The following is a 20,569-nucleotide window of genomic DNA, read 5'->3' as shown; positions in this document are numbered from 1 at the left end:
CAGCGTCCTCCCCGCAAGAAGGACAGCCGCCGCAGGAAAACGGTGCGTACCTCACACCGGTCGGACTGCGACGGCCGTCTCCTGCGATCAGGGGAATCCGACCGGTCGCCCGCGTCGCGGTCACGGTCGGCAACGGGGTTCGGCACGACGGGCACGACGACATACCGGTTCCGTCCGGGAAGTTCATCCGGTCGGTACGGCGAAACGCAGGATGCGTCCCCAGGTGGAGCCGTACTGCCGCCACAACGGTCCGGTGATGTACGGGATGTCGTGCTTCTCGCAGAGAGCACGCATGTGCGGGGCGATCTCGGCGTAGCGGTTGCTGGGCAGATCCGGGAAGGCATGGTGCTCGATCTGGTGGCCGAGATTGCCGCTGAGGACGTGGAAGAGCGGGCCGCCTTCGATGTTGGCGGAGCCCTGGACCTGACGCAGGTACCACTCACCGCGGGTCTCGCCCTCGATGTGCTCCTCGGTGAACGTCTGGACGTCACCGGGGAAATGCCCGCAGAAGATGATGGTGTGGGTCCACAGGTTGCGCACCGTGTTGGCGGTGAGGTTCCCGAGCAGACACGGCAGCGCGGAGGGCCCGGCCAGCAGCGGGAAGAACACGTAGTCCTTGGCGAGTTGGCGGGTCGCCTTGGCGAGAAACCCGCGCACGTCGTTGAGGAAGGAGCGCCACGGCTTGCGGCCGGCGACGACGACATCCGGTTCCAGGTCGTACAGCGCGATGCCCCATTCGAAGAGGGGCGCGAGCAGGAAGTTGTAGAACGGCTGGGCGAGATGGCGTGGATGCCAGGCCTGGTCGGCGCTCATCCGGAAGGCGACGTACCCGAGGTCGCGGTCGCGGTCCACGACGTTGGTCCAGGTGTGGTGCAGGTGGTTGTGGGTGTGCTTCCAGGCCTCGGCGGGGGTGAGGAAGTCCCACTCCCAGGTCGTCGAGTGGATCGCCGGGTCTCCCATCCAGTCCCACTGGCCGTGCAGGATGTTGTGGCCCAGCTCCATGTTCTCCAGGATCTTGGCGAGGGAGAGCAGGGCGGTGCCCGCCACCCAGGCGGGCGGGAACAGCGAGACGGCGAGGGCGCCCCGGCCTCCCGCCTCCAGGCCGCGCTGCACGGCGATCACCGTACGGATGTAGCGCGCGTCGTCGGCGCCGCGCGCGGCGATGACCTCGGCACGTATGCGGTCGAGTTCCTTGCCGAACTCGTCGCCGAGAGTGGCCTCGGGAGCGGTCGCGGTCACGGTCACAGGGGACTCCTTGCGTGGCTGGGCGTGAAGTTCGCCGGTACTCGGGTCGCGTACACGACCTGCAGGAGGGAACAGGTCCACAAGCCGGTGGCCCGGGTTGTCGTCGGCGGACGCATGGTGGCGTTCATCGCAGGCCGCCGACCGGCCGACAGAAGGATCTCGTTACGGTGCGCCCGACGCCCCGACGCCGAACCGAGGCGCGCGCATCGCTGGTGTCGAGACCTGCGTGCACGGCGCGCCTCCCTGGAGCAGAGCGACTGAGCTGCTGCCGGGGGCTCGGGCCTCGTCGGCCAGCCTAGTGCCGCTTCCAGGTCGGCCGACAGTGCGCCTACGGCCAACCACGGTCAGGACTCGCCGGGTCGGGTACGGGTGAGGTCGGACAGAAGCGCGGACAGGAGACGTTTCTCCATGACCGTTCTGCCCGACTCCTCCATGACAGAGGCCAGTTCGGGGTCCCAGGGGCCGGCCACGGGCGCTCCCGCCGGCGGTGTGGACTCGCCCTTCCCGAGTTCGGCCGTGCAGTCGGCGGCAGTCATCCGCCAGGGACGGCATCTGGGCGGGCCATGGCGTCCGCGGTGACACGCAGGCCGTCCCCAGCCGAAGCCGGTGCGCCAGTGCAACCGGGCTCTCGCGCGTACGGCGTCGCCGAGCAGTCTGTGACAGGGGGCGGCGGACGGGACGCGCTCGGTGCAGACGCTTGACCTACGCATTTACGGCCGCGCAGGTCGACATCTCTGCCCTCGCCCGGACCGGACAGCATGAACAGCAAGAAACCCCAGGTCATATGCCTGACCTGGGGTTGAAATGGAGCCGCCTTCGGCCCCGCGCCTTGGCGATGCGATGAACCGGCCTGCACAGCGGCACACACAGCAACAACAGCAGCCAGGAGAAGGTGCCCGTTTGCGCGTTGCCCTGCCGCAGGACCGCGCAGGGATACCGGCCGCGCTGGCAAGGTCGTACCCCGTCGTGCGACTCAGGGACAGCGCGCGGTTCGCGAGGCAATCCACCTCCTACCTTCAGACAAGCCACAACGCCGCAGAATCACCCCGCCAAATAGCAAGAGTGTGCCCGCCAGATCGTCGGCGAGAGTTCGTGACACGAGTAGTCAGCATCGGCCCGAGAATGGCGATACCGATGCTGCTCCGGCTTGCCGCGTCGCGTTGACCGTGGCGGCCGGCCGGACCGCCGGCGCACCACCGTCGGCAGCGCTGCCCGCGTTCATAGCTGCGATGGCGAGGCCCGTGCCCGCTCCCAGGATCGCGAGGACGAGGGCGATCCAGTCGTAAGAAGCAGGCCGTGAACAGTCATCCTGATGAAAGGGGCTGGGAGGCAGGGTGTGAGGTTTCCTTGACCGAGTGCACCTGACGCCAGACATGGCTTGCGGGGCCCAGGCCGTCCAGGGCCCGACCCACCTCCCTGAGGGCCCGCCCGTCGACCGTCGCGTCCAGGACCGTGATCGTCGCGGCGTCGACGTCGTCCGGACGCAGGCGGTCCAGCGTCGTCACGGCGCGGACTCGCAGGGCGGCGCGGGCCGCCTGGTTGAGCGCCGTTCTGGTCACGGGGCTTGTGTCCCGGCCGACGACCAGGAGCCGGTCGGACTGGGCCAGTGCCGCAGCGACCGCTGTGTGCAGATCGTCCATGGTGTAGCACCACTCGCGTGGATGCTGGCCCCGCAGGCGCGGATGGCGGCGGCGCAGCACTCTGAGGATGTCCGCCACCTCGGAGACGACGGCACCGGGGGCGACGACGAACGCGAGACGGTCAGGGTCCGCGACGGCGAGGGTCTCCGCCTGTCGCGGAGTGCTCACCGCTCTGAGGTCCCCCTGGAGGGCCCGGCCGCCCGCCCAGGCGGGGGATCCTGCGACCGGTGTGCCCACGACGACCACCTCGTCCCCCCGTTCCAGGAACCGGTGCAGCGTGCGTTCCGCGTTCTCGGCCGACGGGCACGCGACGGCGGTGGGGCAGCCGCAGATCCGCCACCGGTCACGGGAGCCTCCGGGAGCCTGCGGCGGCACCGAGGCACTCGACGGCCGCGGGCCAAGGGGGTCCTGTGCGGCCACGTAGAGCACTCGCCGGGTACGCAGCACGGCTCGCCAGGACTCGATCTGGCGGCGGGCGAAGCAGAGGGCGGGGGCGTCGTCGCTGCGGGCGGCGAGCGCGAGACCCCGGTGTCCGCCTTCGAGGCGCTCGTAGGAGACGGTGAAGACTGTCGTCGGCGCCGTCGTGAGGCCGTCTCGGAGCTCCTCGTCCGGTAGGGGGCGGGAGTCGGCGGCGAGACCGGACTGCCGGGCGTGTGCGGCGACCAGGCGATGGGCCGGACAGTCGACCGGGCCGCGCGTGGGATGCCGCCAGGACGTGGCCACCGTGAGGCTGCCGGCGGTGATGTGGAGGCTGGTGGAGTGGAGTACTTCCGCGAGGACGCTTCGGTTCATCTTCCTGATCGGGGTTCGAAGGAGAGCGCGTTCCTGTCGGAGGTCGCAGGAGCGCGAGAACTGCAACGTCATCCAACAGGTCCGCGCTGCCTCGGCCCTCCCCATGCCCGCGCTTGTCACTCCAACGGTCCCCTCCGGCGTCCGCGCGTGCGCATCCCACGTGCTCGTCCGAGGAGTGCCGCGGCAGCGGCGTTCTTGGCGTTCGGGCGGAGTGAGGCGATCAGCGTGCGCAGGCGATCGTCGGCGCGGGCGCTGCGTATGTCCGGAAAGATGTCGAGGAACTCGTGCCAGGTCCGGCACGCCTGTTCCAGGTGGCCGGACGCCAGCTGGGTCTCGGCCAGTTCGGCGAGGCAGAGGGCACGGGAGCGGCGCTCATCGGCGGGCCGGCCGCGCAGCGAGAGGGCGAGCGCCCGGGCGGCCGTACGGTGGTCTCCCTGGCTCTTGGCCACGGTCGCCCGCAGGAGCGCGAGTGAGCCGGAGTGGAAGGCGCCGACGGCGGAGGCGCCGTCGGCCGACCTTTCCAGGCAACGCTCGGCCGCCGTGAGGTGGCGGGTGTGCCGGCGGTCGCCCCGACGGGCCCGCGTCACGGCCAACTGGCCGAGGAGGAAGGCCTGTTGGTGCGGCGGTGTGTGCCGCACGCCGGTCCGTACGGCATGTTCGGCCAGGTGATCGGCCTCGGCGAAGTGCCCCAGTCCGTGGGCCTGCACGCTGAGTCCCCGCAGAGCGAGCGCGTGGCCGATGATGTCGCCCGCCTCACGGGCGAGTTCGATGCTCGCGAGATAGAGACGCTGCGCTGCGGCGTGGTGGTTCATGTCGAAGTGAGCGAACGCGCAGAGATAGGTGAGCTGTGCGGCCACCGTGAACAGGTCACGCCGGACGGCGGGTTTCAAGTCGCCTCGGAGCCAGGGAAGCAGCGTGGTGGACAGGTACTGGCGCAGGGGCTCGCGCACCGATCCGGCTCCAAGCACGATGTCACCGCGCGAGAACACCGTGAGCAGTTCCCGTGCCGAACTCACGTGCGCCGGACCGACGGACCTCGGCGGGGCGGAAGCGGCGGGCCGGCCTTCTTCGGCGGCCGGCGGACCAGTGTCAATCGCCAGTGCGGCCAGCGAGTAGGCGCCGACGAGGGCGATGCGGCGGCGGTCGGTGTCACGCAGTATCCGGTCGAGGCGTTCCACGGCGCTCCCTTCACCGGGCGGCGTCCCGGCGCCGTGTCCCGGCAGCCTGGTGTCGAGCAGTCCAGTGTCCTGCACCGGGACCGGTCTGCCGAGACGGCGGGAGAGGGCTTCCGCCACGAGGGCGGGAACGGGAGGTCGGGGGCGACTGCCGGCCAGCCAGTGGGCGACCGCGGTGCGGTCGTAGTGCAGCGGGGTGCCCCGCTCGGCGCCGAGCGAGTTGACCTGGCGCGCGAGTTGGGCCCCGCTCCACCCGGCCTCGGCCAGGAGGAGTCGCAGGGCCTGGTTCGGCGTACGGGGCGATCGCACACTCCTCTCCCTGTCCCCCTTGTCCGATCGCGAGTACTGCCGTTCAACGTCCGCATGTGTTCAACACGTTTGCCTCCCGCACAGGCGATGGAAGCGCTTTCGACCAGGCAGGCTCAGGGTGCGGCGCCCCTTTCGGCCGTAAACAGTGCGCACCGGAGGCGCACCCGTGACGGTTGTACGCCCCTCGTGCACCGACGACCTGCCCGACCCGACGGAAGGACGAGATGTCCGCAAGTCCCCCGCGCGGATCGAAGCGTCCGGCTTCCCGGCACAGTTCCGTCCATCTGTTCCCGGGACAAGGAGACTTCTCCGTCGGAGCCCTGACCCGCGCCGCCCGTACCGCCCGCGCCGCCCCTACCGCCCGCTCCGCCCGCTCCGACCGACTGAACCCGGCCCTCCGCGAGGTCTTCGAGCAGGTCGACGAGGTCGCGGTCGAGCGCGGCCTACGACCGCTCGGTCCCTGGCTGCTGGGGCAACAGCCGCCCACCGGACGCGAGTTGGCGCAGGCGGGCACGGGCTCCTCCCAACTGGCCCTGTTCGGTGCCTCGATGGCGGCACACCGGGCACTGAGCGCGTTCGTCGGAGCCCCCACGGCGGTCGTCGGGGTGAGCTTCGGGGAGATCGCCGCGCTGACCGCCGCCGGGGTCCTCACCATCGCCGACGGGGCACGCGCGGCCCATGACCTCGCCGTCGTGCTGTCCTCCTGCCCCGGCGGACTGACCCTGCTCGGCTGCTCGGAGCAATCCGCCCGCCGGCTGCTGGACCGGACCGGGGCGCCGGACGCCGTGGTGGCGGTGGTCAACGACGACCGGTCCGTGGTGATCGCAGGCCCCGTGCCGGCCCTGGCCCGGATCGAGAAGGTGGCCGGCGACACGAACGTGGCCGCCGTACGGCTGCGGCTGCCGTTCTCCTCCCACCACCCGGCGCTGGCCGCCCAGTCCGAGGCGTTCGCGTCGTCGGTGCGCGCCTACGCCCTTTCGCCGGCGCGCGTACCCGTCTATTCGGCCGTGGCCGGACGTCGCTACCGCCCCGACGACGACCTGCCCCGACGCCTGGCGGACTGCCTGGTGCGGCCGGCCGTGGTGCCCACCGCGCTGCGCCAGGCGGCCGCGCACCGGCCGGACGTCTTCTTCGAAGCGGGCACGGGCGACGCCCTGGCCTCCAGTGCCCGCCGGGTGCTCTCCACAAGCCCCGCCCCACCCGTCCACGCCCCGCTCGCCGAACCCGACTTCCCCTGGTGACGCGCGATCCCCGCCCTGAAGGACCAGCGATGCCCCTCACACACCGGCCCACGGCCGCCCGCGACGAGATGCGGCGGCTGGTCCACGGCCCCTGCGACCCCGCCTTCCTCTCCGAACTGCACAAGGCACTCGCCGCCGACGCCCCGGCCGACAGCGCAGGCGCACAACTCCTGCAGCAATTAGGGCTGTTGAGCGAGACCCTGCCGTACGACCTCTTCGACGACCCGGCACGGCTGACCGCGGCGCACGCCTGGGCGGCGGTCGCCGACCCCTCCCTCTGCCTGGCGGCACTCGTCCACCACCTGCTCTGCCTGGGGTCCATGGCCGAACTGGGCAACGGTTCGGACGACTTGACGTTCCGCATGGCGGCCCTGCGGTCCGGCCGGGCCAGGGGCATCTACCTGATCACCGAGGCAGGGCAGGCCAACAGCCACCTCGCAACCCGCACCCGAGCCGAACTCGATACGGCCACCGGCGAGTTCGTCCTGCACACCCCGGACGAAGCGGCCGCCAAGTTCGGCAGCGCGGGCACCCTGGACGTACCGCAGACGGCGGTAGTGCTGGCACGGCTGGTCACGGGCGGCACCGACCACGGGGTCTTCGCCTTCGTGGCCGACCTGACCGGCGACGGCGGACCGCTGCCCGGCGTCGAGATCTCCTCTCCCATCGGTCTGAGTGCGCTGCCCCTCGACTACGTCCAGGTGCGCTTCCACCATGCCCGGCTCCCGCACGCCCACTGGCTCGCCGACGGCGCCCACATCGCGCCCGACGGCACCTTCGACGATCCCGCCGGGTCCGCCGCGGGACGCCTGCAGCGCACCCTGCGAGTCGGCCAGGGGCTGTGGGCGACCATGCCGGCGGTCGCCGCCGCCACCAGCCGGCAGGCCGCCGTCCAGGCCGTCGCCTACGCGCAGGGGCGCCGCACTCAGGGGCGGCTGGCCCCCGGCGTCCCCCTGCTCACGTACCGCACCCAGCAACGCGCCGTGCTGGGCGCGCTGGCCGACGCGTTCGCCCTGACCTGCGCCGCCCATGGCGCACGCGCGCTGTGGGAGGAGTCCCGCGACGCCCCCGCGGAGGGAGGCGTCACGGAGATGGGGGTCAGTCCGTGGACCGCCGTCAGCCGTCCGCTGGCCGCGTACAAGGCCGCCACGGTCCGGCTGGCGGCCCGCGTCACCGCCGAGTGCCAGCGGCGCTGCGGCTTCTCGGGACACCTGGACGCCAACCGGCTGGCCGGATACCACGGCTTCCACCACGCCTTCGACACGGCCGGCGGAGACAGCCAGCTCATCTTCTACGACATCGGGAGCGCCCTGGCCGAAGCGGCCGAGCGCGAGGCCTCCGACGGGGACGCGGCCGGCCGGGATGCGGACGGCCTGGAAGCGGACGGCCGGAAACCGGACAGCCGGGAAACGGACAGCCGGGGAACAGACGACCGGAAGGCGGACGCCGGGACTCCGCCCTCGCCCCTGTCCCCGGGGTGGTGGCCGATGCTCGTACGCCGTCATCGGCACGACCTGACCCGGCACCTGGCGAAACGGTTGGGCGGCACCGAGGCCGCCGTTCCCTTCGAGGTGTGGAACCCCTTGCTGGAGGACGCCGGCGCGCTCGGCGAGGCCTACGCGGACTCGCTCATCGCCGAGGACGTCGTCCGCACCCTCGCCGGCACACAGGACCGCGACCTGGCCCGCGCGCTGCGGCCGCTGGCGGCCCTGCACGGCGTCATGGCGGCCCGCCGCCGGTCGGGCTCCCTCCTCGCGCTCGAAACGCTGCGGCCGGCGGACGTGCGGGCACTGTCCGACGCCGCCGACCGGCTCTGCGACGAGGTCCGGCCCCACCTGCCGCTGCTCATCGAGGCGTTCGCGCATCCCACCGACCTCGCGCCCGCGGACTGCGACACCGCCCTGCGGACCACGCTCACCCGGACAGGAGGAGGCACGGCATGACGGCTGAGCGCCGTATCGGCGTCCTCGGTATGGGCACCCACCTGCCGCCCACCGTGCGCACCAACGCCGAGGTGGCGCACGGTGCGGGCGTGACGGCGGAGTGGATCGCCGAGCGTACCGGAGTCCTCAAACGCCATGTGGCCGCCGACGACGAGGCCGCCTCGGACCTCGCGGCACACGCGGTGCGGGCGGCGGCCGACGCCGCGGGCGTCGACGTGTCCGACATCGGCCTGCTGGTGTGCGGCACCTCCACACCCGACGAACTGGGACCCTCGACCGCCTGCCGCATCCAGACCGCGGTAGGAGCCCGTGCCGCCGTCGCCCTTGACATCAGCGCGGCCTGCTCGGGCTGGCTGTTCGCGGCCAAGGTGGCCCACGACTGGCTGCGCGGCAGCCCGGAGATCCGGTACGCGGCCGTCGTCGGCGTCGAGGCCTACTCGAAGTTCCTCGACCCCACCGACCGGGGCACCGCCGTCCTGTTCGCCGACGGGGCCGCCGCAGCGATCCTGGGACCGGTGCCGGGTGGCCAGGGGTTCACCCATTTCGGCCTCGGCTCCGACGGCGCCCTCGCCGACCGCGTCCTGATCCCGGGCGGCGGCAGCCGCCGCCCGGCCAGCGCGGCCACTCTCGGCGACCGCGCCCACTGCATCCGGATGGACGGCCGCACCATCGGCCGGTTCATCACCGACACCTTCCCCCGGCTCATCACCGACGCCCTCGACCGGAGCGGGCTGAGCATCGAGGACATCGACTGCTACGTCGCCCACCAACCCAATCCCGTACTGCTCAGGCGCATCGGCGCCGAACTCGGCATCCCCGCCGACCGCCTGGTGGTCGTCGGCGACGAGGTCGGCAACATCGGCGCCGCCAGCGCGCCCTACGCACTCGCCCGTGCCGCCGCCGGACACCGGCTGCAAGCCGGCGACCGGGTCCTGCTGGCCGTCTTCGGCGCCGGTATGACCTGGGGCAGCGCCCTCCTCACCTGGAGCGGAGCGCCCGCCCTCACCTCAACGGAAACCGCTTCACGTTCCGAGTCAGAAGGAGTGCTCCGATGAATGCCCTGGACCTGTTCCGCCTGGACGGCGTACGCGCGCTGGTGACCGGCGCGTCCCGTGGCATCGGCAAGGCCGTCGCCGAGGGCCTGGCCGACGCGGGCTGCGATCTGGCGGTCACCGCCCGGACGCTGCCCGCGCTCGACGACACCCTGCGCGCCGTGGGAGAGCGGGGCCGCAAGGCCGTGGCCCTCGACGGGGACCTCGCCGTACCCGGTACGGCAGCCGACCTGGTCGAGCGGGCGGCCGCCGCGCTGGGCGGCCTCGACGTCGTCGTGCACAACGCGGGCACCCTGCCCACGGCCGAGGACGGAACCCCCCTGCTGGCACCGCTCCAGCACGCCCGCCAGCAGGACTGGGACACCGTCGTCACCGTCAACCTCAACGCCACCGCCGCCCTGTGCCGGGCCGCCCACCCGCACCTGGCCGACTCCGGCCGCGCCAGCCTCATCCTGATGTCCTCCGTCGCCGGTCTGGTCGGCACCCCCATGATGGAGGCGTACGCCGCCACCAAGGCCGCGCAGCTGTCCCTCACCCGCAGCCTCGCGGTCGGCTGGGCCCGGCAGGGCATCCGCGTCAACGCCCTGTGCCCCGGCTGGACCCGCACTGACATGACCGCGTTCGCCAGCGAGACCGGCCCCCTGTCGGACTGGCTCACCAGCCATGTCCCGATGGGCCGGTGGGCAGACGCGGACGAGGTCGTCGGCGCCACACTCTTCCTCGCCGCCCCGGCCTCGTCGTTCGTCACCGGGCACGCCCTGGTCGTCGACGGCGGACTCGCGGTACCGGACGGCGGCCTGGCCGGCCACCCCAAGCCCGCCTCCCCCTTCGCCGCCGTATGAACAGCGGGGAATCCCGGAGCAGTTCGAGCCCACCGCGCTCCACCACGGGCGGGGCTGGAGCGGAGGCCGCCACGGGAGCCGAGGGCGTGGCAGGAACCGGGGACGGGACTCGGGCCGTCGCGCGGACCGAGGACGTCACAGGAACCGGGAACGGGACTCGCGCCGCCGGGACCGCGGTCGCCGCAGGAACCGGGGACGGGACTTGCGCCGCCGCGCGGACCGCGGTCGTCACCGGAATCGGGGCCTGCCTCCCGCCCCGGGTCATCGACAACGACACGGTCGTCGCACGCGGCGCGCTGCGCACCGACGACACCTGGATCCGCGAGCGCACCGGCATCGCCCGCCGCCGCCACGCCGAGCCCGGCACCAGCACCGGCGACCTGGCCGTCGGCGCCGGACGGGCCGCGCTCGCCTCTGCCGGAAACCACCGGCCCGACATGCTGCTGCTCGCCACCACCACACCCGACCACCCGTGCCCCGCCACCGCTCCCGCCGTCGCCCACCGGCTGGGCCTGGGCACCGTCCCGGCCTTCGACCTCTCCGCCGTCTGCTCGGGCTTCCTGTACGCGCTGGCCACGGCGACGGCATTCGTCCGCGCCGGCACCTGCGCCATGCCCCTGGTGATCGGCGCCGACACCTACACCACCATCGTCGACCCCACCGACCGCGAGACCGCGCCGATCTTCGGCGACGGCGCCGGAGCGGTGGTGCTGCGCGCGGGCACCGCGGACGAACCCGGGGCGGTGATCGCCACCGACCTCGGTACCGACGGCGGTGGCGACGACCTGATCACCGTCCCGCACGGCGGCTCCCGCCACCCGCGGCACCTCCCGCCCGCCGCCCTCGCGGATCGGTACTTCCGGATGCAGGGCCGGACGGTCTACGCCCACGCCGTACGCCGTATGACCCAGTCCGCCAACTCGGCGCTCGACCAGGCCCATTGGCCCCCGCAGACGGTACGGGCGTTCGTCGGCCACCAGGCCAACCAGCGCATCCTGGACTCGGTCGCGGACCGCCTGGGCATCGCGCCCTCGCACCGGTACGGCAACATCCGCGACCTCGGCAACACCGCGGCCGCCTCCATCCCCCTGGTCCTGGCGGACCCCGCCGTGCACCGGGCGGTCGCGCCCGGTGAGCGTGCGCTGCTGACCGCGTTCGGCGGCGGTCTCACCTGGGCCTCCGTCGCCCTGCGCTGGCCCAGCGCCGTCCCCCGCTCCGAGGCACCGCACACCGACCTGGACACCACGCCCCCGCGCACCACCGACCCCTCATGGAGCCACCCGTGGACCACGTCTACGACCACCTCGTGACCCTCCTGCGCGACAAGTTCGAGGTCGATCCCGGCCGGATCGGCCCGGATTCCACCCTCGACGCACTGGACCTCGACTCCCTCGCCGTCGTGGAGCTCTACGTCACCCTCCAGGAGGAGTGGCGGGTCCCGCTCGACGACTCCGCCGCCTCCGCCGACCTCACCCTCACCGAGGTGGCCCGCGCGGTGGCCGCACTCCTGGCCACGGGCGAATCCGCCCCCGGGCACGGGACCTCGCAGTGAACGACGAGGTGGCCGTCACCGGCGTCGGCCTCGTGACGCCGGGCGGCATCGGCGCGCCGGCCACCTGGGAGACGGTGTGCGCCGGCCGGCCCACCGCGCACCCCGACCCCGTCCTGAGCGAGATGCCGGTGACCATGTCCTGCCGCGTGCCGGCCCTCCCGGGCGGCCGGGGCCGCCTGTGGCGCTACGACCGCGGCACACGGTTCCTGCTGACCGCGGCCCGGGAAGCCCTCGACCATGCCGGCCTGCACCCGGCCGACTGGGACCCCGCCCGCGTGGCCGTGGTCATCGGCACCGCGGCCGGCGGCATCGACACCCTCGAAACGCAGCACCACAAGTTCCTCGCCACCGGCCCCGCCGTCCTCTCACCGCTCACCATGCCCGCCTTCCTCCCCAACATGGCGGCCGGCCACCTCGCCCTGGACCTCGGTGTCACCGGCCCCTCCCTGCAGACCTCCACGGCCTGCGCCTCCGGAGCCACGGCCCTCATCACGGCCTGCCTGCTCCTGAAGGCCGGAGCCTGCGACATCGCGGTCGCGGGCGGCACCGACGCCATGGTCACCCCGCTGTGCACAGCCGCCTTCGCCAAGATGGGCGCGCTGTCCCGGCGCAGCCACGACCCCGCCCGCGCCTCACGCCCCTTCGACAAGGACCGCGACGGTTTCGTCCTCGGCGAAGGCTGCGGTGTCCTCGTTCTGGAACGCGGACATCACGCCGACGCCCGCGGCGCCCACGTGCTGGCCCGCCTCGCCGGCCACGGCGCCACCGGCGACGCCCATCACGCGACGGCCCCGCACCCCGAGGGCACGGGCCTGCGAGCGGCGACCGCGACGGCGCTGGCGCAGACGGGAGCCGCCCCCGACGACGTCGATCACATCAACGCCCATGGCACCAGCACCCCGCTCAACGACAGCGTGGAAGCCACGGTGATCCGCGACCTCTACCGCCGCCGGCGTCCCTCCGTCACCTCGGCGAAAGGCGCCCTGGGCCACACCATGGGAGCCGCCGGCGCCATCGAGGCCGCCCTCACCGTCCTGACCATCGCCCACGCGACCACGCCTCCCACGGCGAACTTCACCGCACCCGACGACACCACCGCCGGCATCGACATCGTCGCGTCGGCCGCCCGCCCCCGCTCCATCCGCCTGGCCCTCAGCCATTCCCTGGGCTTCGGAGGCCACAACACGGTAGTGGCCTTCGCGGCCCCGTGAGCGCGATCGTACGATCGCTCAGCGGTCCTTCGCCGTGTGAGGGGCGCTGCGGGTCGATCGGGTCGCCCGGGCCTCACAACCTGGCCTCAGCCGGATATCACCGCACGGAACACACCCGGGCACCTTGTAGGCCCCCAACAGGATGCTGAATCTCCAGCACCGGCGACCAGGGTCCACGACCGGAGAACACCTTCCGCCACCCCGCGCCGCTCGCGCCAGGAGCCCATGGGCGGGCCCCTCATTCGACACCGCTTCGCCACCGCCCACACACCACAGACACGCCCGGGCATCACGAGTCCTGAGCGATGACCTGAACACCGACGGAATATGACCTGGTCAGACCTTTGGACGCCTACATCCGATGCGCACCCCTTGCGCTCCCCGCCCCCGACAGCCGCGCCAGAAGCTGACCAATCGTCAGGAGTGCAACGCAAAAGACCAGGTCAGAGCGCATCTGACCTGGTCTCAAGTGGAGCCGCCTTCGGGATTCGAACCCGAGACCTACGCATTACGAGTGCGTTGCTCTGGCCATCTGAGCTAAGGCGGCGCGCCGTGCGCACCATGGTGCGATCAGCAACGTCGGTAAGTCTACACAGTTTCCGAGGGTGCTCCGTACCAGCCCCTCGAAGGCCCCGGAGTGCGACGCTCCGGGGCCGTCGAGACCGGCTCTCAGCAGCGCTTGTCGCGGGTGGGCGGGGTTCCACGGAGGAGGTACGCGTTGATCGTCCTGTCGATGCACGCGCTGCCCCGACCGTACGCCGTGTGGCCGTCCCCCTCGTAGGTGAGGAGGCGGGCGGAGGAGAGCTGGCGGGAGAGGGCCTTGGCCCAGCGGTACGGGGTCGCCGGGTCGCGGGTGGTGCCGACCACGACGATCGGGGCCGCACCCTTCGCCTCGATGCGGCGCGGCTCACCGGTCGGGGCCACCGGCCAGTACGCGCAGTTCAGGGTGGCCCAGGCGAGGCCCTCACCGAAGACGGGGGACGCCTTCTCGAAGGCGGGGAGGGCCTTGCGGACGTCGTCCGGGGTGGCGAAGGCCGCCGGGAGGTCCAGGCAGTTCACGGCCGCGTTGGCGAACATCAGGTTCGTGTAGCGGCCGTCGCCGTCGCGCTCGTAGTAGCTGTCGGACAGGGCGAGCAGGCCGGCGCCGTCGTTCTCCTTCATCGCCGCGGACAGCGCGTCCCGCAGCTGCGCCCACGCCCCCTCGTCGTACATCGCCGCGATCACGCCGGTGGTGGCGAGGGACTCGCCGAGCGCACGGCCGTCCGTGTCACCGGTCGGGATGGGCTTCGCGTCGAGCTTCTTGAAGAAGGCGTTGAGGTTCTTGCCGACGTCGGCGGCCTTCGTGCCCAGCGGGCAGTCCTGCTGTCGCACGCAGTCCCGCGCGAACGCCCGGAACGCCGTCTCGAAGCCCGCCGTCTGGTCCAGGTTCATCCTGCGTGCGGGCAGGGAGGGGTCCATCGCGCCGTCCAGGACGAGCCGGCCCACCCGGTTCGGGAAGAGCCCGGCATACGTCGCCCCGAGGAAGGTGCCGTACGACGCCCCCACATACGTCAGCCTCTCGTCGCCCAGCGCCGCCCTCAGGATGTCCATGTCCCGGGCCGCCTCCGCGGTGGAGAGGTGGCGCAGCACGCCGGGCGCGTCCGCCCCGCAGCCCTCCGCGAACCTCTTGTACGCGACGACGAGCTCGTCGGTCTCCTTGGCGTCGTCGGGTGTGAAGTCCGTCTGCGTGTATTTGTCCATCGCCCGCCCGCCGAGGCATTTGACGGGCTCACTGTGGGCGACTCCGCGTGGGTCTACCGCGACCATGTCGTAGCGGGCGCGCACGCCTGCCGGGTAACCCATCCCCGCGTACTGCTGCAGGTAGCCGACCGCCGAGCCGCCCGGGCCGCCGGGGTTCACGAGCAGCGACCCGAGCCGCTCCCGCTGTTCCGTCGCCTTCTTGCGGGCCACGGCGAGCCGGATGCTCCCGGCCTCCGGCTTCGCGTAGTCGAGCGGCGCCCTCATCGTGGCGCACTGGAAGCCGGGCGCCCCGCAGCCGCGCCAGGTCAGCCTCTGTCCGTAGTACGGCGCGAGCGCGGCCGGTGTCGCCTGCGGCAGCGCGGCCAGAGCCGCCTCGGCCGCCGGCCTTCCCGGGTTCGCCGACCCGGTCGACCCACCGGAGGTACAGGCGGAGACGATCATCGCGGCGGCGGCGAGGAAGGCACCGGCCGTGCGGGTTCGCCAAGGGCTTGAGCGGCGGTTGCGTTGGCGGCCGTGCCCGGTCGGGCTCGGGTCCGGGCTGACTGGAGAGCTGCGCCTGGTGTGCATCTGGCGAGCGTAACTCTGTGCAGTGGATTGAATGCCCTGCGTGCACATCGCGGCTCGTACGAGTTACATGGTCAACCTCCTGTTGATCACTTGCGGGGGCCCTTCGACTCGCGAGGGTCATACAGCTCGCAAGGCCATACGCCCGCAGGGCCGTACAAACCCCGCAGCCCTGCAACGGCGGCGGCAGGCCCCGGCGACCGGCCCCGAGGCCCTGGCCCCTTAGCCCGCTCTCAGCGCCATCGTCATCGCCTCCACCGCCAGCAGCGGCGCCACATTGCGGTCGAGGGCGTCGCGGCAGGCGGCGATCGCCTCGATGCGGCGGAGGGTGGCCTCCGGGGCGCTGTCGCGGGCGAGGCGTTCCAGGGCGTCCTCGGCGTCGGTGTTGGCGAGGGCGACGCGGGAGCCGAGCTGGAGGGCGAGGACGTCGCGGTAGAAGGCGGTGAGGTCGGTCAGGGCGAGGTCGAGGCTGTCGCGCTGCGTCCGCGTACGGCGCCGCTTCTGCTTGTCCTCCAACTCCTTCATCACGCCCGCCGTACCGCGCGGCATCCTGCCGCCCTGGGCCGCACCCAGCGCAGCCTTCAGTTCCTCGGTCTCCTTGCCGTCCATCTCCTCGGCGAGCTGCTTGGCGTCCTCGCTGGCGGCGTCCACGAGTTCCTGCGCGGCCTTGAGGCAACCGCCGATGTCACCGAGGCGCATCGGCAGCTTGAGGACGGAGGCCCGGCGCTCACGGGCTGCCGGGTCGGTGGCCAGTCGGCGGGCCCGGTCCACGTGACCCTGGGTGGCGCGTGCCGCCGCGGCGGCCACGTCGGGCTCGATGCCCTCACGCCGTACGAGCATGTCGGCCACGGCGTCGACCGACGGGGTGCTCAGGTTCAGGTGGCGGCAGCGGGAGCGGATCGTGGGCAGGACGTCCTCGATGGAGGGGGCGCAGAGCAGCCAGACCGTGCGAGGGGCGGGCTCTTCCACGGCCTTCAGCACGGCGTTGGCCGACTTCTCGTTCAGCCGCTCGGCGTCCTCGACGAGGATGATCTGCCAGCGGCCGTTCGCCGGCGAGGTGAACGACTTGCGGACGGTGTCCCGCATGTCGTCGGCGAGGATCTGGGTGCCGACGGCGGCGACGGTGGTGACGTCGGCGTGCGTGCCGACGAGCGCCGTATGGCATCCGTCGCAGAAACCGCATCCGGGGGCGCCGCCCAGCGCCCGGTCCGGGCTGACGCACTGCAACGCGGCGGCGAAGGCCCGCGCCGCCTGGTTCCGGCCCGCCCCCGGGGGCCCCGTGAACAGCCAGGCGTGCGTCATCTTGGACGCCTCGGGGGGCGGTGCGTCGGCGGCAGCGGCGGTGACCAGCGCGTCGGCGTCCCGAGCGGCAGCGCCCAGCTGCTCACTCACCTTCTCCTGGCCGACCAGGTCGTCCCATACCGTCATGGGTCACGCCGCCCTTCGCTCACATTTCGCGGTGCGAGATCCATTGTGCGCGGCACCACTGACAACGGGGGCCAGCCACTGACATCGAGGGCCGCCGTGGGGCAGAAGTACGGGTAGCCACGGGCGGCCGCCGACGCGACGCCACAGCCGGCGCCGCTGAGCGGACTGCCGCGACCAAGCACCAACGCCGCCCCGCTCACCGACCAACCTCAACACCGCCACCCGGCTCAGCGACCGACCCCAACGCCGACGCCCGACTCAGCGACCAACCCCAGCCCCGACGCCCGACTCACCAACCGACCCCAACGCCGACGCCCGACTCACCAACCGACCCCAACGCCGACGCCCGACTCACCAACCGACCCCAACGCCGACGCCCGACTCACCAACCGACCCCAACGCCGACGCCCGACTCAGCGACCAACCCCAACGCCGACGCCCGACTCACCAACCGACCCCAACGCCGACGCCCGACTCAGCGACCGACCTCAGCGCCGACGCCCGGCTCAGCGACCGACCTCAGCGCCGACGCCCTCGTCCCCGGCCGCCCTCGTCGTCGTACTCGTCCTCGTGCGGCCCCAGCAGCTCGTCCGCCAGCGTCGGCAGATCGTCCAGCGGCGTCTCCTCAGCCCAGTCGGACCGAGCCCGGCGCCGTGGTGTGCCCGTCGCATCGACCTGGGGCATCTCGCGCGTGCGTTCCTCGTCGCGGAAGTAGCCGGGCGGCACCCGGCCCCCGGACTCGTCCCCCGGCACGGGAGGCAGGACGGCCGTCTCGTCCGCGGCACCCGGCGGGACCGGCGGCAGCACCGCAGTCTCGTCCGCGGCACCCGGCGGGACCGGCGGCAGCACCGCAGTCTCGTCGGCCGCGCCCGAAGGCACCGGCGGCTGCGGCAGCCTCGTGGTCACCTCGGACTCGGATTCTCCCGCGGCACCTCCACGGGGCGGCCGCTCCTCGTCGCGCACCGGGCGCAACACAGTCGTCTCGTCCGACGCCCTGGAAGGCGCCTTACCCGGCTTACCCGGCGTCACCACGGGCGTAGGAACCGTCGCCGCGTCCCCCTGCGGCGTACCCGCCCCAGGCCCCGTCGACTTCGGCCCCGCCTCCGCGGCGGCCGCCGCCTGCTCCGCCAGCCGGCGTGCCTCCTCGGCCCGCAGCAGAGCCTCCTCCGCCTTGCGCTGCTTCTCCAGGCGGACCGCCTCCGCCTCGGCGCGCAGCCGGGCCTCTTCCTCGGCCTGCTTGCGGCGCCGGTCCTCCTCGGCCTTGCGGCGCGCTTCCTCCTCGGCGCGCACCTTCTCCTCCGCGAGGAGCCGCTGCCGCTCCTCCTCGGCCCGCCGAGCCGCTTCCTCGGCCCGCTGCCGGGCCTCCTCCGCCTGCCGTTCGGCCTCGCGGCGCTGCGCCTCCTCCAGCTCGCGCCGCTTGCGCTCCTCCTCCTCGGCACGCAGCCGGGCGAGCTGCTCCTGGCGCTCACGCTCCAGGCGCTCTTCCTCGGCCTTGCGGGCGGCCTCTTCTTCTGCCTTGCGGCGGGCCTCCTCCTCGGCCTTGCGGCGCGCTTCCTCCTGCGCCTGGATCTCCGCCTCGGACAGCGGCAGCATCTGGTCGAGCCGGTGCCGGACGACGGTCGTCACCGCTTCCGGCTCCTGCCCCGCGTCCACCACCAGGTACCGGCCGGGGTCGGCCGCGGCCAGCGTCAGGAATCCGGCGCGCACACGCGCGTGGAACTCGGCCGGCTCCGACTCCAGCCGGTCCGGTGCCTCGGTGAACCGCTCGCGGGCGACCTCCGGCGAGACGTCCAGCAGCACGGTCAGATGCGGCGCGAGTCCGTTGGTCGCCCAGCGGTTGATGCGGGCGATCTCCGTCGGCGACAGGTCACGGCCCGCACCCTGATAGGCGACCGAGGAGTCGACGTAACGGTCCGAGATCACGACCGCGCCGCGCTCCAGCGCGGGCCGGACCACCGTGTCCACGTGCTCCGCACGGTCCGCCGCGTACAGCAGCGCCTCCGCGCGGTGTGACAGCCCCGCGCTCGACACGTCCAGCAGGATCGAGCGCAGCCGCTTGCCGACCGGCGTCGCGCCCGGTTCGCGCGTGACGACGACCTCGTGGCCCTTGCCGCGGATCCACTCGGCGAGCGCCTCGGCCTGGGTGGACTTGCCGGCGCCGTCACCGCCCTCCAGGGCGATGAAGAAGCCGGTCGTGGCGGGCACCTGCTCGGGGTCGTCCCCGCCGAGCACCGCGTCCCGCAGGTCCTGCCGCAGGGGCACGCCGGAGCGGTCGTCGACCTTGGCCAGCACCAGCACGGCCACCGGCAGCAGCAGCGCCCCGACCAGCATCAGCGTGAACGCCGCGCCGCCGTGCGCGAAGACGAACTTGCCGCTCTCCAGCCGGTGCGGCCCGATGAGCGCGGCCACCAGCGGCGCGATCACCGCGCCGAGCGCGACACACACGCGTACGACCGCGTGCAGGTGCTCCGTCGTCCGGGGCCGCCGGAATTCCTCGGCCTCCTGGTCGAGCAGGGTGTGCCCGGTGTTGGCGGACACACCCGCGCCGATCCCGGCCAGCGCGAGGATCAGCAGCACGGTGGTGACGTCCGGGACGAGTCCCGCGGCCAGCAGCGCGATGCCGGTGAAGGCGATCGCCAGCGCCAGCAGGCGGCGCCGCGACAGGGCGGGCAGCACGGAGGGCGCCGTACGGATGCCGACGACCACGCCGCCGGTCAGCACGAACACGAGCAGGCCGTACAGCACCGGCCCGCCGCCCAGGTCCTTGGCGTGCAGGACGGCCACGGCGACCACGGCGGACACCGCCCCGGCGACGGCGGCGCAGGCGAGCACCAGCAGCGGGATCGCGCCGGTACGGCCCTTGTCGATGCCGGAGCCGGTCTTCGGCCGGCGCAGCCCCTCCAGCGGCGACCGCGCGCGCGGGGTGCGTGTGTCGGGCAGCTCCAGGAAGGTCAGCACGGACAGGGACGCGGCGAACAGACCCGCCGCGACATACGACGCGAGGGCCGCCTGGTGCTGCTCGAACCAGTCGAGACCGGCACCCAGCAGGTTGTTGAGCAGGGCGGCGGCGACGAGTGCGGCGGCGGCCAGCGGGATCGCCACGAAGCCCGTGCGCAGCGACAGGCGGCGCAGCGCGTCCATGTGGTCCGGCAGCGGCCGTACCGTCGCGCCCTCCGGCGGCGGGGGCGGCAGCAGCGCGGGCGCCGCGCTCTCCCGGCAGACCGTCCAGAAACGCTCGGCGACGCCGGTCACGAAGACGGTCACCAGGAGGACCGCCAGCGCGTTGTCCGGCGTCCAGTCGATCCACAGGGGCGCGACGATCAGCAGGGCGACCCGCAGACCGTCCGCGCCGACCATGGTCCAGCGCCGGTCGAGCGGGCCCTCCTGCGAGGTCAGCGAGGTCAGCGGGCCGAGGAGTACGGCGCCGAAGAGCAGCGTCGCCAGGATGCGCACGCCGAAGACGGTCGCCACTGCGAACGCCACGCCTCGGTATCCGCCGCCGAACGAGCCCTCGGCGATCGCCGCCTGCAGGGCGAGCAGGACCAGCACCAGTAGGGCGAGGAGGTCGCCGACACCGCCCACCAACTGCGCGCTCCACAGCCGTTTGAGCTGCGGTCGGCGCAGCAGGGCACGGACGGCGCGCTCGCGGGAATCCGCTGCGAAGGCGTCGTCGGGAGCGGTGTCGGGCGCCGTTGGCTCGTCGGCTCGGGTCATGCTTTCAGCCTATCGGGACGCACTGACAGCCCGACGCGCGCGCCCGAACGTACGCCCGCCCCGACACCAAACTGATGCCGAGGCGTTCGTTTTGCGAACCGGAAGTGAAGAGCCGGACCGT

Annotated in this window: 14 protein-coding genes and 1 tRNA gene; 7 read left to right on the top strand and 8 right to left on the bottom strand. The window is 72.9% G+C overall.

Translation table 11 applies throughout. The annotated features are described in order from the left end of the window. Positions 1-183: 183 nt before the first annotated feature. The 4 genes from POF73_RS27950 to POF73_RS27935 all read right to left on the bottom strand — a co-directional run bounded on the left by POF73_RS27950 (position 184) and on the right by POF73_RS27935 (position 5,161). A complete protein-coding gene (locus POF73_RS27950) occupies positions 184-1,239 on the bottom strand; it encodes a fatty acid desaturase family protein (RefSeq protein WP_272120974.1) in 1,056 nt (351 codons plus the stop codon). A gap of 350 nt (positions 1,240-1,589) precedes the next feature. Continuing rightward, complete coding sequence (locus POF73_RS27945; protein WP_272120907.1) at positions 1,590-1,955, bottom strand: DUF2399 domain-containing protein; 366 nt, start codon at positions 1,953-1,955, stop codon at positions 1,590-1,592. 594 nt (positions 1,956-2,549) lie between these two features. Continuing rightward, entirely contained in the window at positions 2,550-3,677 is a 1,128-nt protein-coding gene (locus POF73_RS27940) for a 4-hydroxy-3-methylbut-2-enyl diphosphate reductase (protein ID WP_272120905.1), read from the bottom strand. Positions 3,678-3,793: 116 nt separating this feature from the next. Then, positions 3,794-5,161 (bottom strand): hypothetical protein, encoded by a 1,368-nt coding sequence (locus tag POF73_RS27935; protein ID WP_272120903.1) that lies wholly within the window; start codon positions 5,159-5,161, stop codon positions 3,794-3,796. A 224-nt stretch (positions 5,162-5,385) separates the two neighbouring features. Between POF73_RS27935 and POF73_RS27930 the strand changes: the two genes are divergently transcribed. The 7 genes from POF73_RS27930 to POF73_RS27900 all read left to right on the top strand — a co-directional run bounded on the left by POF73_RS27930 (position 5,386) and on the right by POF73_RS27900 (position 13,002). Further along, complete coding sequence (locus POF73_RS27930) at positions 5,386-6,402, top strand: ACP S-malonyltransferase (RefSeq protein ID WP_272120901.1); 1,017 nt, start codon at positions 5,386-5,388, stop codon at positions 6,400-6,402. A 29-nt stretch (positions 6,403-6,431) separates the two neighbouring features. Further along, complete coding sequence (locus tag POF73_RS27925) at positions 6,432-8,345, top strand: acyl-CoA dehydrogenase family protein (protein ID WP_272120899.1); 1,914 nt, start codon at positions 6,432-6,434, stop codon at positions 8,343-8,345. Then, a complete protein-coding gene (locus POF73_RS27920; protein ID WP_272120898.1) occupies positions 8,342-9,400 on the top strand; it encodes a 3-oxoacyl-ACP synthase III family protein in 1,059 nt (352 codons plus the stop codon). The genes POF73_RS27925 and POF73_RS27920 overlap by 4 nt, the downstream gene beginning before the upstream one ends. Beyond that, complete coding sequence (locus POF73_RS27915) at positions 9,397-10,239, top strand: SDR family NAD(P)-dependent oxidoreductase (protein ID WP_272120897.1); 843 nt, start codon at positions 9,397-9,399, stop codon at positions 10,237-10,239. The genes POF73_RS27920 and POF73_RS27915 overlap by 4 nt, the downstream gene beginning before the upstream one ends. Positions 10,240-10,475: 236 nt before the next feature. Further along, positions 10,476-11,549: a beta-ketoacyl-ACP synthase 3 gene (locus tag POF73_RS27910; protein ID WP_272120972.1), complete on the top strand. Its 1,074-nt coding sequence runs from the start codon at positions 10,476-10,478 to the stop codon at positions 11,547-11,549. Continuing rightward, the gene (locus POF73_RS27905) at positions 11,522-11,791 is read left to right on the top strand and encodes an acyl carrier protein (protein WP_272120894.1); all 270 of its coding nucleotides are present in this window, start codon (positions 11,522-11,524) and stop codon (positions 11,789-11,791) included. The genes POF73_RS27910 and POF73_RS27905 overlap by 28 nt, the downstream gene beginning before the upstream one ends. Beyond that, on the top strand, positions 11,788-13,002 hold the full coding sequence (locus POF73_RS27900; protein ID WP_272120893.1) for a beta-ketoacyl-[acyl-carrier-protein] synthase family protein: 1,215 nt from the start codon (positions 11,788-11,790) through the stop codon (positions 13,000-13,002). The genes POF73_RS27905 and POF73_RS27900 overlap by 4 nt, the downstream gene beginning before the upstream one ends. A 470-nt stretch (positions 13,003-13,472) precedes the next feature. Here POF73_RS27900 and POF73_RS27895 read toward each other — a convergent pair. From POF73_RS27895 to tmk, 4 genes are all read right to left on the bottom strand, one after another. Beyond that, a tRNA-Thr gene (locus tag POF73_RS27895) sits at positions 13,473-13,549 on the bottom strand. A gap of 122 nt (positions 13,550-13,671) precedes the next feature. Beyond that, positions 13,672-15,309, bottom strand: coding sequence for an alpha/beta hydrolase (locus POF73_RS27890; protein ID WP_272120891.1), 1,638 nt, complete (start codon positions 15,307-15,309; stop codon positions 13,672-13,674). 219 nt (positions 15,310-15,528) lie between these two features. Continuing rightward, positions 15,529-16,734 carry a DNA polymerase III subunit delta' gene (locus POF73_RS27885; protein WP_272120889.1) on the bottom strand — a complete coding sequence of 402 codons (1,206 nt, stop codon included), beginning with the start codon at positions 16,732-16,734 and terminating at the stop codon, positions 15,529-15,531. A 519-nt stretch (positions 16,735-17,253) separates the two neighbouring features. Then, positions 17,254-20,448 (bottom strand): dTMP kinase, encoded by a 3,195-nt coding sequence (tmk, locus tag POF73_RS27880; protein ID WP_272120887.1) that lies wholly within the window; start codon positions 20,446-20,448, stop codon positions 17,254-17,256. Between the last annotated feature and the right edge of the window lie 121 nt (positions 20,449-20,569).

It is taken from the genome of Streptomyces sp. HD (assembly GCF_028369295.1).
GTDB lineage: Bacteria > Actinomycetota > Actinomycetes > Streptomycetales > Streptomycetaceae > Streptomyces.
Note: the sequence above shows the minus strand (reverse complement) of the source record. Positions and strands in the feature narration are given on the sequence as shown.